Here is a 13,519-nt window from a genome sequence, read left to right as displayed (position 1 = left end):
CCAAGTCGGTTCCGGTGGCAACACCCCCCGGATCATGGGCGACTGGGGGCAAAAACCATGCCGGAACCGACCGGCCAACACACCCATATCCTGCATCAGGAACGGGCTACGAAAAAGGTAACGGGGGAGTCGGAGAGAGCCGGAGGGTAGAAGCAGCATGGGCCGGACTCCCGAAGGAATCCGGCCCATGTTGCGTGCCCTTAAAGCCTGCGCCGCTAACGTGTCTGCATCCGGCGGCCGAGGTCGCAGCCTACCGCCGGACGCCCGTTTCCGAGGCTGCGGCACCGGAGCGGGCCGGGGCAGCGTCAACGGAACCCACAACGGGGTCGTGCCCGGGAACCCGGCGGGCAAAGCCCGTAAACACGGCATGGGCGGCAGCGGCGGTCAGCAGGGATGCGCCGAGCATGTGCAGCCCGACCAGGACGATCGGCAGGTGCAGGAAATGCTGTGCGTAGCCGATGGCTCCCTGTGCCAGGACGACGGCGGTGAGCAGCAGCAGGGCGCTGCGCAGCCGTCCGTCGGTGGCGTGCCGGAACACCAGGTAGAGCGCCACGGCCAGGGCGAAGACGAGCAGGTAGACGGGGATCACGTGGATCCGCGTCATCAGGTCCGGATCCAGGCCGTTGCGAGCAGCGCCGTGATCGCCGGCGTGGGGGCCTGACCCGGTCACTATGACACCGAGCACCACGGACAGCCCCGAGAGGACGCCGAGCGCACCCAGCAGCGGACGCAGGGTGCGTGTGGCCAGCGGGCCGTTCACGGATGCCAGCTGCGCGGGAGTCAGCCAGGCCCGGTTGACCAGCACGGTCGCCAGCACAATGAGGACCATGGACAGGATGAAGTGTCCGCCCACAATCCAGGGGTTCAGGCCGGTCCAGACAGTGATGCCGCCCAGCAGAGCCTGTGCGGGAATGCCGGCAAGCAGGGCAACCGAAAGCCCGAACAGGTCACGGCGCTCCGCGCGGATCTTCCAGACACTGAACACCATGGCAAAGGCGATGGCGGCCAGCACGAAAGTCAGCAGCCGGTTGCCGAACTCGATGATCCCGTGCACGCCCATTTCAGGCGTGGTGGTCAGCGAATCCGGGGTGCACATCGGCCACTCGGGGCAGCCGAGGCCCGAGGCGGTCAGCCGCACGGCGCCGCCGGTCACAACAATGGCAATGTTGGCAGCCAGGGAGGCCACTGCGAAGGTGCGGACGGTCTTTCCCGCTGCCGGGGAGGAAATGGCCGGCTTGCCGGCGGATGTTGGGGACACTGAATCTAACTCCATTTGAACCATCGGACGGCAGCGAGGCCGCCCAGGACTGTCCACGCCAGCAGGATCAGCATGGCGGGGATATTGAAAGCTGCGTCAATCAGTGCTGACCGCATGGCCTCTCCCAGTGCAGCCGAGGGCAGGATCTCCACGAAGGGCTGCATCACCGGGGGCAGGTTTCCCGCCGGGATGATGATGCCGCCCACCGCTGCCAACAGTATCCACAGCAGGTTGGTCACGGCCAGTGTTGCCTCCGGCCTGGCGGTGCCGGCCACGAGAAGGCCCAGGGCCGTAAAGGCAGCGGCCCCCAGCAGCAGCGAGGCCACCGCCACGGGAATCCCGGCCCAGGCCGGCTGCCAGCCGAAGAACGCGGCAACAATGCTCACCACAGCCACCTGGATCAACAGGACGGCGACGACGGCGATTCCCTTGCCGGCGATCAGCCCGGTCTTGCCCAGGGGAGTGGTGGAAAGGAAGCGGAGGACCCCGTAGCGGCGGTCGAAGCCGGTTGCGATGCCCTGACCGGTGAAGGCGGTGGACATGGCGCAGAGGGCAAGGATGCCCGGAGTTGCCATGTTTACCCTGGACGTGCCGAAGCCGTCCAGGACGGGGGTGACGCACAGGGCCACCAGTGCCATCAGCGGCAGGAAGACCGCCAGGATCAGCTGTTCGCCGTTGCGGAGCATGGTGAGCGCTTCATAGCGCCCCTGGTTCAGGATGCGGACCGACAGGGAGGCGGGGGCACTCATCGGATTTCCCTTCCGGACAGGTCAAGGAAGACGTCTTCCAATGAACGCGAGGCCATGTGGACCGCCGTCGGAAGGAGGTCCCTGCGGGCCCACCAGGCGGCCAGGGCGGCGAGGTCGGCCGGCGTGAGCGCACCGCGGAGCGTGTAGTGGCCGGGCACTGGTTCAGCGGCGGTCAGGTGCGGGAGTCCGACGTCGGCCAGGTTGAGTCCCGGCACCGCGTCAAACGTGAGCAGCCGCTGGTCGGCAAGCTCCCCGGTCTGTGCCGTCAGCTCTGCGACGGTGCCCTGTGCAACGGTTCTGCCCGCGTCGATGATGTAGACGTAGTCAGCAAGCTTTTGCGCGTCGTCCATCAAATGAGTGGTGAGGATGATTCCGAGGCCTTCGCCGCGAAGTTCCGCGATCAGGTCAAAGACAATCTGCCGCGACTGCGGATCCAGCCCCGCGCTGGGCTCGTCCAGGAACAGCACCTCCGGACGGCCGATCAGCGCGGCCGCCATGGCCAGGCGCTGTTTCTGCCCGCCGGACAGCCTGCGGATGTTGGAGTTGGCGAAGCTGCCGATGCCGAGCCGGGCCACCAGTTCATCAACGGGGCGCGGATCGGCGTACATGGAGGCGATGTGGTGCAGCAGGGGAACCGGCCGCGCGGACGGGGGCAGGCCGCCGTCCTGCAGCATGACGCCGACCCGGCTGCGCAGATCGGCGCCGGCACCGTAGGGGTCGCGGCCCAGCAGCCGCACTTCGCCGCCGTTGATCGGCTGCAGGCCCTGCGCGCACTCCAGGGTGGTGGTCTTGCCGGCACCGTTGGCGCCGAGCAGGGCAGTGACCGAGCCGCGGTGCGCAGTGAAATCCACGCCGGCGAGCACTCGGATCATTTTGCCGTCGAGACCGGCTACCGGACCGCAGTCCTTAATCAGGCCCTTTATGGTCAGGCAGGGTTCATCGTTAGGCACCGTCATATTCTACGTTAGGTAGTACAGATGGATGCACCCCGGCTGCGAAGGCGGAAGTACGGCCGTGAAGTTCATCGCGGCGGTGGGTAGCCTGTCCTTAGTGGCATGCGGGAACAGATTAGGTCATGCTTGTGTTGTGTATTCTATGAGCAACTCTGAGCCGGAGGCAGTGGCCAAGCCGGCAGCAGCCCGCGAAGCGGAGGAACGTACCAGGGACCGTGTCCTGGGTGCGGTGCTGGAGCACGGCCCGGTCAGCGCGGCGGAACTCGGTGAACGGCTGGGCTTCACGCCCGCGGCCGTCCGCCGCCACCTGGACGCGCTTTCCGGCCAGGGCCTGATTGAGGTCAAGCGGGTCAGCAACCCGTCCTCGGGCGCCGGGCGCCCGGCACGCCGCTACGTGCTGAGCGCGCAGGGGCAGGCATATCTGGGGAACGACTACCTGGACATCGCCACCGAAGCCCTGCGCCAGCTTGGTCTGGCTGCCGGACCTGAAGCCATCGAAAAATTCGCCGCAGACCGCTTTGCCCGCATGGAAGAGCGCTACCGCCCGGTGGTTGACGCTGCCGGGCCCGCGGTTTCCGATAAGGCACAGGCACTGGCGGCGGAACTGACGAAGGACGGATTTGTCGGATCCACCACCATGATCGGCACCGCCAAGCAGCCCAGCACGCTGCTGAGCGTGCAGTTGTGCCAGGGACACTGTCCCATTCAGGGACTAGCCAGTGCCTACACGGTCTTCTGCGACAAGGAAACCGAAGTTTTTGCCCGCCTGCTGGACGTCGACGTCCGTCGGTTGTCCACACTCTCCCGCGGGGGTCACGTATGTACGACCCACATCCCCGTGGGCCGAACCGGGTCAGCGGCGCACGTCCCCGTGCACGCCGCAAGCAACAAGTCCACATCCATTCATCAGCAAGAAAGGCCGTGATGACGGATCAAGTAACGCAGAAGTCAACGGCGCCCTCATCGGTGCCGGAGTCTGTGATTTCAGACATCCTGGAAAAGAACCCCGAACTTGAGGGCATTGGAACCTACGAGTACGGATGGGCGGACTCCGACGTCGCGGGCTCCAACGCGCGCCGCGGGCTCAGCGAGGAAGTCGTCCGGGACATCTCGGCGAAAAAGAGTGAACCCCAGTGGATGCTGGACCTTCGCCTGAAGGGCCTGAAGTACTTCGACCGCAAGCCCATGCCGACCTGGGGCGCAGACCTCTCCGGCATCGACTTCGACAACATCAAGTACTTTGTGCGCTCCACGGAGAAGCAGGCCAACACCTGGGAAGACCTGCCCGAGGACATCCGCAACACGTACGAGAAGCTCGGCATCCCCGAAGCCGAGCGCGGCCGCCTGGTTTCCGGCGTCGCAGCCCAGTACGAGTCCGAGGTTGTCTACCACCAGCTCCGCGAGGATCTGGAACGCCAGGGCGTCATCTTCCTGGACACCGACACCGCGCTGAAGGAACACCCGGAGATGTTCCAGGAATACTTCGGCACCGTCATCCCGGTCGGTGACAACAAGTTCGGCTCGCTGAACACTGCCGTGTGGTCCGGCGGCTCCTTCGTCTACGTCCCCAAGGGCGTTCACGTGGAAATCCCGCTGCAGGCCTACTTCCGCATCAACACGGAAAACATGGGTCAGTTCGAGCGCACGCTGATCATCGCCGACGAGGACTCCTACGTCCACTACATCGAAGGCTGCACCGCCCCTATCTACACCTCGGACTCGCTGCACTCCGCCGTCGTGGAAATCATCGTGAAGAAGGGCGCCCGCGTCCGCTACACGACCATCCAGAACTGGTCCAACAACGTGTACAACCTGGTGACCAAGCGCGCCATTGCACACGAGGGCGCCACCATGGAGTGGATCGACGGCAACATCGGTTCCAAGGTCACCATGAAGTACCCGGCGGTTTACCTGGTGGGCGAGCACGCCAAGGGTGAAACCCTGTCCATCGCCTTCGCCGGCGAAGGCCAGCACCAGGACACCGGATCCAAGATGGTCCACATTGCCCCCAACACCAAGAGTTCCATCATCTCCAAGTCTGTGGCCCGCGGCGGCGGCCGTGCTGCCTACCGCGGCCTGGTCCAGGTCCGCGAAGGCGCCAAGCACTCGGCCAACACCGTGCGCTGCGACGCCCTGCTGGTGGACACCATCTCGCGCTCGGACACGTACCCGTACGTGGACATCCGTGAAGATGACGTCACCATGGGCCACGAGGCAACCGTGTCGCGCGTGAGCGAAGAGCAGCTGTTCTACCTCATGTCCCGCGGCCTGCCCGAGGACGAGGCCATGGCCATGATCGTGCGCGGCTTCATCGAGCCGATCGCCCGCGAGCTGCCGATGGAATACGCCCTTGAACTCAACCGCCTCATCGAACTCCAGATGGAAGGAGCCGTCGGTTAATGTCGAAGCTTAACGACGTCGTCGAAACCGTGACCGAACAGGTCAGCAAAACCGTAGAGGGTGTCAAAGCCCGGATTGGTGCCCCCTCGGGGGACAGCCGCATCCGGATTGACGGATTCACCGAAGAGGGCGAGAACCTCTCTCCGCTGAATGAATCCTCCGCGGTTCTCGGCGGCGACAGCAGCAAGTCCCACAGCCACGGTGCAGGGGCGGGCATTCCGGACAGCTCACGCGCCGGACGCCTGACCTCCTACAACCGCGGCGACTTCGGCAAACTGACCGGACGTGAAGAAGACTGGCGGTTCACCCCGCTGAAGCGCCTGCGCGGCCTGCACACGGCCGAACTCACCGGCACCGCACCCGAGGTGGCAGTTGTAGCCCCCGACGGCGTGACCGTGGAGAACGTGGCACGCACCGATGCCCGCATCGGCTCCGCCGGCATCCCCGAGGACCTGGTGGCAGCCGCCGCCTGGGAAGCCTTCACCGAGGCAACGGCCGTTACCATCCCGGCCGAAACCGTGGTGGACGGCAGCATCACGCTCACCATGACCGGCGCCGGCAAGGATCCCGCGGCCCAGCACATCGTCATCACCGCGGAGAAGTTCTCCAAGGCAGTGGTGGTCCTGGACCACAAGGGCTCGGCAACGCTGTCCCAGAACGTGGAGATCCTCGTTGGCGACGGCGCGGAACTCACCGTGGTTTCGGTCCAGGACTGGGATGACGACGCCGTTCACGCGTCCGCCCAGTACGCCAAGGTGGGCCGCGACGCGAAGTTCAAGCACGTGGTGATCAGCCTCGGCGGCGACCTGGTGCGCATTACGCCGTCGTCCCGCTTCACCGCCGTTGGCGGAGACGTGCAGATGTTCGGTCTGTACTACGCGGATGCCGGCCAGCACCTGGAGCAGCGCCTGTTCGTGGACCACGCGGTTCCGAACTGCAAGTCCCGCGTCATGTACAAGGGTGCCCTGCAGGGCCGCGACGCCCACACCGTGTGGGTGGGCGACGTTCTGATCCGCAAGGAAGCAGAAGGCACCGACACATACGAGGTCAACCGCAACCTGCTGCTGACCGACGGCGGCCGCGCTGATTCCGTGCCCAACCTGGAAATCGAAACCGGACTGATCGAGGGCGCCGGCCATGCCAGCGCCACCGGCCGGTTCGACGACGAGCACCTGTTCTACCTGATGGCCCGCGGCATCCCCGAGGATGTAGCCCGCCGCCTGGTGGTCCGCGGGTTCCTCAACGAGATCATCCAGCAGATCAAGGTTCCGGCACTGGAAGAGCGGCTCACCGAGGCCGTCGAGCGCGAGCTCGCAGCAGTCGAGAGCTAGCAGTGTTTCCCGGGAGCCGCTCGGCTCCCGGGGCACCGCGACCCCACACTTTTTGAAGCTTAAAAACGCACCAGAGCGTGCAAAGGAGAAAGCGTAACTCGTATGTCTACTCTTGAGATCAAAGATCTTCACGTCAGCATTGAGACCGAACAGGGTGTCAAGAAGCAGATCCTGAAGGGCGTCAGCCTGACCATCAACACCGGTGAGACGCACGCCATCATGGGCCCCAACGGCTCCGGCAAGTCCACTCTGGCCTCCACCATTGCCGGACACCCGCGCTACGTCGTCGACAGCGGTTCCATCACGCTCGACGGCGCCGACGTCCTGGACATGAGCGTGGACGAGCGTGCCCGCGCCGGCCTGTTCCTGGCCATGCAGTACCCGGTTGAGGTTCCCGGCGTCACCATGACCAACTTCCTGCGCACGGCCAAGACCGCGCTCGACGGCGAAGCCCCCTCGCTGCGCCACTGGACGAAGGACGTCAAGGCTGCCATGAGCCAGCTGCGCATCGACGCCGACTTCGCCTCGCGCAACGTCAACGAAGGCTTCTCCGGCGGCGAGAAGAAGCGCGTGGAGATCCTCCAGCTCGAGCTCTTCCACCCGAAGTTCGCGATCCTCGACGAGACCGACTCCGGCCTTGACGTTGACGCACTGAAGGTTGTGTCCGAGGGCGTCAACCGCGAGCACGCCAAGGGCGAAATGGGCACGCTGCTCATTACCCACTACACGCGGATCCTGCGCTACATCAAGCCGGACTTCGTTCACGTGTTTGTTGACGGCCGCATTGCCGAGCAGGGCGGCCCCGAGTTGGCCGACCGCCTGGAAGAAGAAGGCTACGACCGCTTCACGGGCGCCAACGCAACGGCGGCCACCGCCACCGCGAACGCGCTGAAGGCCTAGGCTGTACACCTGTCCGCTACAACTGCCAAGGAGCAGATGATGAGTGAGCCGAATCTGGCCCAGACATCCCTCGAGGATGTCGAAGAGGCCCTGAAGGACGTTATCGACCCCGAACTGGGCGTCAACGTCGTTGACCTTGGTCTGCTCTACGGGCTGCGGTACGCCGAGGACGGCGCACTGCTGATCGACATGACGCTGACCACCGCGGCCTGCCCGCTGACCGACGTGCTCGAGGAGCAGGTTGGCCAGGCGCTGGACGGCGTCGTGGACGACTGGCGCCTGAGCTGGGTCTGGATGCCGCCGTGGGGTCCGGAAAAGATCACGGACGACGGCCGCGACCAGATGCGCGCCCTGGGCTTCAATATCTAGCAGCGCTGCACCTTTGATGAGCAGAAGGGCCGCTTCCCCGACACGGGGAAGCGGCCCTTCTGCTTTTGTGCGGCTGCTCCGCCGGACAGGGGTGCTAACCTGTGCGCCATGGGGACAACAGGGCATTTTCATGACGGGTACCTTGCGGCCTGGAACGAAGCCATGGCGTCGGGGGACAGCGGGCCCGTTGAGGCTTTCCTGTCTGCCGATTACCACGGGTGGCTGGGCCGGGACGCGTCCGCGGCGGAACCGTTCGACGTCGGGGTTGCGCGGACGGGCTTCCGCGATGCCGTTTCCGGCATGCGCGGCAGCACGGTCCACACTGCGTTCCGGAGAGTTGCGCCGCGCGGCCGGGACGAAGCCGTGGTGTTCCACGAAATGACGTACCGGACCGGGGACGCCGTCACTGCGCGGGCGTTGCTGATGGAGTCCTGGCGTCTCGAAGACGGGCGCTGGCTGCTGTGCCGCGACTTCACCGAAATAAACGTCGGGACGCCGGAGTAGCTCCTTCCGCGGTGACTAGGCTCCCGGGCTGCTCAGGTCCGCGGCGCTGAACGTGTCGCAGGCGCCGGTGCCGGCGTCGTTGTTCTCGTAACCCTGCATGAACCAGGCCTGGCGCTGGTCCCCGGAGCCGTGCGTCCAGCTTTCGGGGTTCACCTGGCCGGTGGCCATCGACTGGATCCGGTCATCGCCGATCGCCGAGGCTGCCGACAGGGCATCACGGACATCCGCCGGTGTCAGCTCCGCGAGAAAGGGCTCGGAGCTTCCCGGCGCCGGAACGGAGGCGGCAGCCCCGGCCCACTGCCCTGCGTAGCAGTCGGCCTGAAGCTCGGTGCGGACTGCAGCGGATTCCGCGCCCTGCGGATCCTGCGCGGAAGCGCCGAGAACCCCTGTCAGGTTCTGGATGTGGTGGCCGAATTCATGGGCCACCACATACTCCTGGGCGAGCGGCCCGCCGGAGGCGCCGTACTGCGCCACGAGGTCGTCAAAAAATGCGGTGTCGTAATAGGTCTGCTCGTCAGCCGGGCAGTAGAAGGGCCCGACGGCGGAGGTCGCGGACCCGCAGGCGGTGGACGTCCGGCCGGTGAACAGGGTAACGCCGGGCTCGGTGTAGGTGAGTCCTTCGGCTGCCAGCGCCGGCCCCCAGTAGCTGTCCAGGCTTTCGGCGGTCCCCACGATCCGGCAGTCCAGCCGCTCGTTGGCGTCCGCTCCGTCCAGGCACTCGGTAATACTTGGTGAGCTGCCGGATCCGGTTTCGGCACCGGCCCCGTCGGTGAGACCGAGAGTGTCCACAACGTCGGACCCAAAGATCAGGGACAGGATCAGGATTAGGCCGCCGCCGAGCCCTCCGCCTACGGCAATTCCCTTGCCTTTGCCCCGGCGGTCGCGGACCCGGGAGGAATCGAGGCGTGCATTTTCGTTAAAACTCATACCGGCAATTATCCCCGACGATCAGCGGGCTTATGGTCGCATAATCGGCATGCCGGGCGGCTCCGGCGGTGCCGCGCGAAGATCGAGGGACCCAGCGCGGCCGTCCGTGAAGAGCCGGACCTCAGCGCGGCCTGCGTTCAGGCGCTTCCCCGATGCCGCGGGCCGCCAGGGCATCACCGGTCTGCTGCGCGTAGGCCACTGCCTTGATGACTACGGGAACCGTCAGCGCCCGTGGATTGCGCTCCAGGCCCCGGGCCATCGCCGACTGCCGGACATCGCGCGCCGAGCCCAGCAGGAAGGGGATGCTGCGCATCATGAGGGCCAGCGTCAGCCCGAAGCGCTCCGGATCCGCTCCAAGGACGCGGAACGGACGGGCCAGCGCCACCAGGCCGTCAAGCAGCTCCTGGACCGGGGTGGTCAGGGTGAGCAGCCGCGCGGCAGCCACGCAGGCCACAATATTGCCGGTGACCAGTGCAGCCGTTCCAGGACCGGCGGCGAACGCCTGGAAAGCGCCGAGGAGGAGCAGCACAGGCCACATGAGCTTTAGGGGTTGCCAGGCTTCGGACAGCAGGCCGGCCGCAGCGTACAGTCCGGCGAGCAGCACCAGTGCCAGCCCCAGCACCGGCAGCGAGGCTGCTGCCATCACGGCAGCGGAGAGCGCGACGACGGCGCTGGCTTTGAGGGCCAGCGGCGTCCGGTGCACGGGGGATCGGCTGGGCCGGTAGCCGCCGAGCAGATCGGGGGAACTCCTCACGGCATTCTCACCGGGTCCCCAGTGCCAGCGCACGGTAGGCGTCGAGGGCCTCGTCCGGGCCGCCGTCGTAGGCAATCCTGCCGCCGTCAACCACCAGGACACGCTGCGCATCCGCTGCGAAGTCGAGGTCGTGCGTGGTGTAGATAATCTGCTGGGGGAGTTCAGCGAAGATCCGCCGGAGCCGCGCGGTGTTGCGCAGATCAAGGAGCGTGCTCGGTTCATCGGCAACGAGGATGCCCGGGTCAACGGCCAGGACGGAGGTCAGGGCCATCAGCTGGCGTTCACCGCCGGAAAGGTCGTAAATGCTGCGGTCTGCCAGTTCCAGCAGCCCCATGGCCGAGAGCCGGGATTCGGCCGCCGTTCGGCGTTCCTCCCGCGCCCGGACTTTGGCGCGCAGCGACAGCTCGACGTCGTCCCGTCCCGTGGGCATGACCAGCTGGGAGAGCGGATCGGTAAAGACAAAGCCAACCCGCCGCCGGACCCGGCTGCCGTGTTTCGCCGTGTCCAGGCCGTCGACGGTGACTGTTCCGGTATCGGGAAGCAGCAGGCCGTTGAGCAGCCTGAGCAGGGTGGATTTGCCGGAACCGTTGGCACCCACGACTGCTATCCGGGCCTCGGCCAGGTCAAGGGTGAGGCGGTGCAGGATGGGAACGGCCGGGGCCCCCGCAAAGGAGCCGTCCGGCAGCACCGAAACGTCCCGCAACTGGATCAAGGGCATCAGCGGGGCTTTGGCGCCAGGCGCGGAAAGGCTGTCAGGACGCTGACGCCCACTGCAGCGGCCAGCAGGTTCTTCAGGACGTCGCCGGGCCAGAACGCCATATCGGCAGCCAATGCCGCCGGGAATCCAAGCTTTGCGTTCACCATCAGGCCGGTGATGCCCAGCGGGTGGACGACGAGGAAGCTCGTGACCATTGCGGCGGCAAACAGCAGCGGGAAGCGGGCCCGGCGGGTACGCCGCAGGACCAGGCGGGCCAGCAGTCCGACAACAAACGCCGCGGGCAGGAAAGCCAGCAAATATCCGGCGGACGGTCCGGCCAGGACACCCAGGCCCCCGCGGAACCCGCTGAACACCGGCAGGCCGGCCAGGCCAGCCAGCAGGAACAGGCCCACTGCAGCCGCCCCGCGCGTCGGACCCAGGATAATCCCGGTCAGCATGACAGCGAGCGTCTGCAGCGTGATGGGCACCCCGGGTCCCAGGGGTATGCCCGGGAGGACGGAAAATGCCGCTGTCAGGGCCGCGAAGACCGCAATGAGCGACAAATCACGGGCAGTCCACCGGCTGCGCTGCCGAGGTGCGCGGCCGGCGGCGGCCGCCGGGGGAGCGGAAGGAGTACTCATCTGGCCTCATTTCATGGAAGTTCTACAAGGGTGAGGCATCTCACCCTGCGGGTGGCGCCGCGGTCCCTGCCTGTCAGGGCGGGGGAGCGGGGCTGCTCCGCTCCCGACACTAGCCGGGACCGGCGCTTATTCCTTTGGAGCTTTTCTACAAATCCGCTATGGACGGTAGACTTGAGAGGCTGCTTCCGCAGTTCAGCCTCTACCCCCAACCCCCTCGAAAGGTCCACTGAGTGATTGCCGTATCTAATCTCGAGCTCCGTGCCGGCGCACGTTTGCTCATGGAAGCGGTTTCATTCCGTGTTGACAAAGGCGACAAAATTGGATTGGTGGGCCGCAACGGAGCGGGCAAAACCACCCTTACCAAGGTTCTGGCCGGCGAGGCACTGCCCGCAAACGGCCATGTGAAGCGCGTCGGGGAAATCGGCTACCTGCCGCAGGATCCGCGCACTCCGGACATGGAGCAGCTGGGCAAGGACCGGATTCTTTCCGCCCGCGGCCTGGACGTGGTCACGGCGCAGCTGAAAAAGTGCCAGGACGAGATGGCCAGCGATGACGAAAAAATCTCGCGCAAGGCCATGAACCGCTATGACCGCCTCGAGGCGGACTTCCTCGCCGCCGGCGGTTATGCCGCCGAATCTGAAGCTGCCACCATCTGTGCGAACCTGGCCCTGCCGGACCGCCTGCTGAACCAGCCGCTGAGCACCCTCTCCGGCGGTCAGCGCCGCCGCGTGGAACTGGCCCGGATCCTCTACTCGGATGCCGAGACGATGCTCCTCGATGAGCCCACCAACCACCTTGATGCCGACTCCATCGCCTGGCTGCGCGAGTTCCTGAAGAACCACACCGGCGGCCTGATCGTGATCAGCCACGATACTGCTCTGCTTGAGGCCACCGTGAACAAGGTCTTCAGCCTGGACGCCAACCGCGCCACGATCGACATCTACAACATGGACTGGAAGCGCTACAAGATCCAGCGCGAGACCGACGAGCGCGCCCGCAAGCGCGAGCGTGCCAACACGGAGAAGAAGGCCGGCATCCTGCTGGCGCAGGCCAACAAGATGAAGGCCCGTGCCTCGGGTGCCTCCGCTGCGCAGAGCATGCTTAAGCGCGTGGACCGGCTCATGGGAGGACTGGACGCCGTCCGTGCAACCGACCGCGTTGCGGCCCTCCGTTTCCCGGATCCGGCACCCTGCGGCAAGACTCCGATGATGGCCGAGGGCCTGAGCAAGAGCTACGGTTCGCTGGAAATCTTCACGGACGTGGACCTGGCGATCGACCGCGGTTCCAAGGTGGTCATCCTGGGCCTGAACGGTGCCGGCAAGACCACGCTGCTGCGCATGCTGGCCGGCGTGGACACGCCGGACACCGGCAAAATCATCCCGGGTTTCGGCCTGAAGGTGGGTTACTACGCCCAGGAGCACGAAACCCTGGACACCGAGCGGACGGTGCTGGAAAACATGCGCTCCTCGGCTCCGGACATGGATGACGCCGAGGTCCGCAGTGTGCTGGGTTCGTTCATGTTCAGCGGCGATGACGTCGAGAAGAAGGCCGGTGTGCTCTCCGGCGGTGAGAAGACCCGCCTGGCCCTGGCGACCATCGTGGCCTCCTCGGCCAACGTCCTGCTTCTCGATGAGCCCACCAACAACCTGGACCCGGCTTCACGCGCGGAGATTCTGGGTGCACTGAGCACCTACTCCGGGGCAGTGGTCATGGTCAGCCACGACGAGGGAGCAGTGGCAGCGTTGAATCCCGAGCGGGTGGTGCTGCTGCCCGACGGCGACGAGGACCACTGGAACGACTCCTATCTGGACCTGGTCACGCTGGCCTAGCGCCCGCACCAGCAACACCCCGGGCCTCCCCGGGGTCCAACGGCGGCCGGACTCACGTTCCGGCCGCCGTTGGCATATCCGGGGGGTGCCTCTATGGTTTTCGTCAAGCAGCTGAGGGCAGGTTTCTGGGCGCCGGGTCTGCGTATAGAGTTCCGTCGCGGAGCATGGCGAAGAGGACATCAGAACGACGCCGAGCCAGGGCAATAA

General features: G+C 65.9%; 14 protein-coding genes. 7 read left to right on the top strand and 7 right to left on the bottom strand.

Annotated features, from left to right (window positions below; all coding sequences use genetic code 11):
* Positions 1-250: 250 nt before the first annotated feature.
* Genes WKB88_RS18130 through WKB88_RS18120 form a run of 3 tightly spaced genes read right to left on the bottom strand, consistent with a single transcriptional unit; the run spans position 251 to position 2,963 of the window.
* On the bottom strand, positions 251-1,273 hold the full coding sequence (locus tag WKB88_RS18130) for a COX15/CtaA family protein (RefSeq protein WP_341395964.1): 1,023 nt from the start codon (positions 1,271-1,273) through the stop codon (positions 251-253).
* Positions 1,264-2,007: an ABC transporter permease gene (locus tag WKB88_RS18125; RefSeq protein WP_341395963.1), complete on the bottom strand. Its 744-nt coding sequence runs from the start codon at positions 2,005-2,007 to the stop codon at positions 1,264-1,266. Before WKB88_RS18125 ends, WKB88_RS18130 begins: the two co-directional genes overlap by 10 nt.
* Positions 2,004-2,963 (bottom strand): ABC transporter ATP-binding protein, encoded by a 960-nt coding sequence (locus tag WKB88_RS18120; RefSeq protein ID WP_341395962.1) that lies wholly within the window; start codon positions 2,961-2,963, stop codon positions 2,004-2,006. Before WKB88_RS18120 ends, WKB88_RS18125 begins: the two co-directional genes overlap by 4 nt.
* A 139-nt stretch (positions 2,964-3,102) precedes the next feature.
* Between WKB88_RS18120 and WKB88_RS18115 the strand changes: the two genes are divergently transcribed.
* From WKB88_RS18115 to WKB88_RS18090, 6 genes are all read left to right on the top strand, one after another.
* The gene (locus WKB88_RS18115; RefSeq protein WP_341395961.1) at positions 3,103-3,885 is read left to right on the top strand and encodes a helix-turn-helix transcriptional regulator; all 783 of its coding nucleotides are present in this window, start codon (positions 3,103-3,105) and stop codon (positions 3,883-3,885) included.
* Positions 3,885-5,360 (top strand): Fe-S cluster assembly protein SufB, encoded by a 1,476-nt coding sequence (gene sufB / locus WKB88_RS18110; protein ID WP_341395960.1) that lies wholly within the window; start codon positions 3,885-3,887, stop codon positions 5,358-5,360. The genes WKB88_RS18115 and sufB overlap by 1 nt, the downstream gene beginning before the upstream one ends.
* Positions 5,360-6,691 carry a Fe-S cluster assembly protein SufD gene (gene sufD, locus WKB88_RS18105; RefSeq protein ID WP_341395959.1) on the top strand — a complete coding sequence of 444 codons (1,332 nt, stop codon included), beginning with the start codon at positions 5,360-5,362 and terminating at the stop codon, positions 6,689-6,691. Before sufB ends, sufD begins: the two co-directional genes overlap by 1 nt.
* 102 nt (positions 6,692-6,793) lie before the next feature.
* The gene (gene sufC, locus WKB88_RS18100; protein ID WP_341395958.1) at positions 6,794-7,591 is read left to right on the top strand and encodes a Fe-S cluster assembly ATPase SufC; all 798 of its coding nucleotides are present in this window, start codon (positions 6,794-6,796) and stop codon (positions 7,589-7,591) included.
* A 39-nt stretch (positions 7,592-7,630) separates the two neighbouring features.
* Entirely contained in the window at positions 7,631-7,960 is a 330-nt protein-coding gene (locus WKB88_RS18095; RefSeq protein WP_152218145.1) for a metal-sulfur cluster assembly factor, read from the top strand.
* 108 nt (positions 7,961-8,068) lie between these two features.
* Positions 8,069-8,464: a hypothetical protein gene (locus WKB88_RS18090; RefSeq protein ID WP_341395957.1), complete on the top strand. Its 396-nt coding sequence runs from the start codon at positions 8,069-8,071 to the stop codon at positions 8,462-8,464.
* Positions 8,465-8,479: 15 nt separating this feature from the next.
* Here the strand turns inward: WKB88_RS18090 and ypfJ are convergent, their stop codons facing one another.
* The 4 genes from ypfJ to WKB88_RS18070 form a co-directional block, all read right to left on the bottom strand.
* Positions 8,480-9,391, bottom strand: a complete 912-nt coding sequence (gene ypfJ, locus WKB88_RS18085) for a KPN_02809 family neutral zinc metallopeptidase (protein WP_341395956.1) — start codon at positions 9,389-9,391, stop codon at positions 8,480-8,482.
* A gap of 121 nt (positions 9,392-9,512) precedes the next feature.
* On the bottom strand, positions 9,513-10,145 hold the full coding sequence (locus tag WKB88_RS18080) for an energy-coupling factor transporter transmembrane component T (RefSeq protein WP_341395955.1): 633 nt from the start codon (positions 10,143-10,145) through the stop codon (positions 9,513-9,515).
* Positions 10,146-10,152: 7 nt separating this feature from the next.
* Positions 10,153-10,863, bottom strand: coding sequence for an energy-coupling factor ABC transporter ATP-binding protein (locus WKB88_RS18075; protein WP_341395954.1), 711 nt, complete (start codon positions 10,861-10,863; stop codon positions 10,153-10,155).
* Entirely contained in the window at positions 10,863-11,483 is a 621-nt protein-coding gene (locus tag WKB88_RS18070) for a biotin transporter BioY (protein ID WP_341395953.1), read from the bottom strand. Before WKB88_RS18070 ends, WKB88_RS18075 begins: the two co-directional genes overlap by 1 nt.
* A gap of 230 nt (positions 11,484-11,713) precedes the next feature.
* Between WKB88_RS18070 and WKB88_RS18065 the strand changes: the two genes are divergently transcribed.
* Entirely contained in the window at positions 11,714-13,312 is a 1,599-nt protein-coding gene (locus WKB88_RS18065) for an ABC-F family ATP-binding cassette domain-containing protein (protein WP_341395952.1), read from the top strand.
* The last annotated feature ends 207 nt before the right edge of the window (positions 13,313-13,519 follow it).

It is taken from the genome of Arthrobacter sp. G119Y2 (genome assembly GCF_038069765.1).
In the GTDB taxonomy this organism is placed as follows: Bacteria; Actinomycetota; Actinomycetes; order Actinomycetales; family Micrococcaceae; genus Arthrobacter_B.
This window is presented reverse-complemented; position numbering and strand designations above follow the sequence as displayed.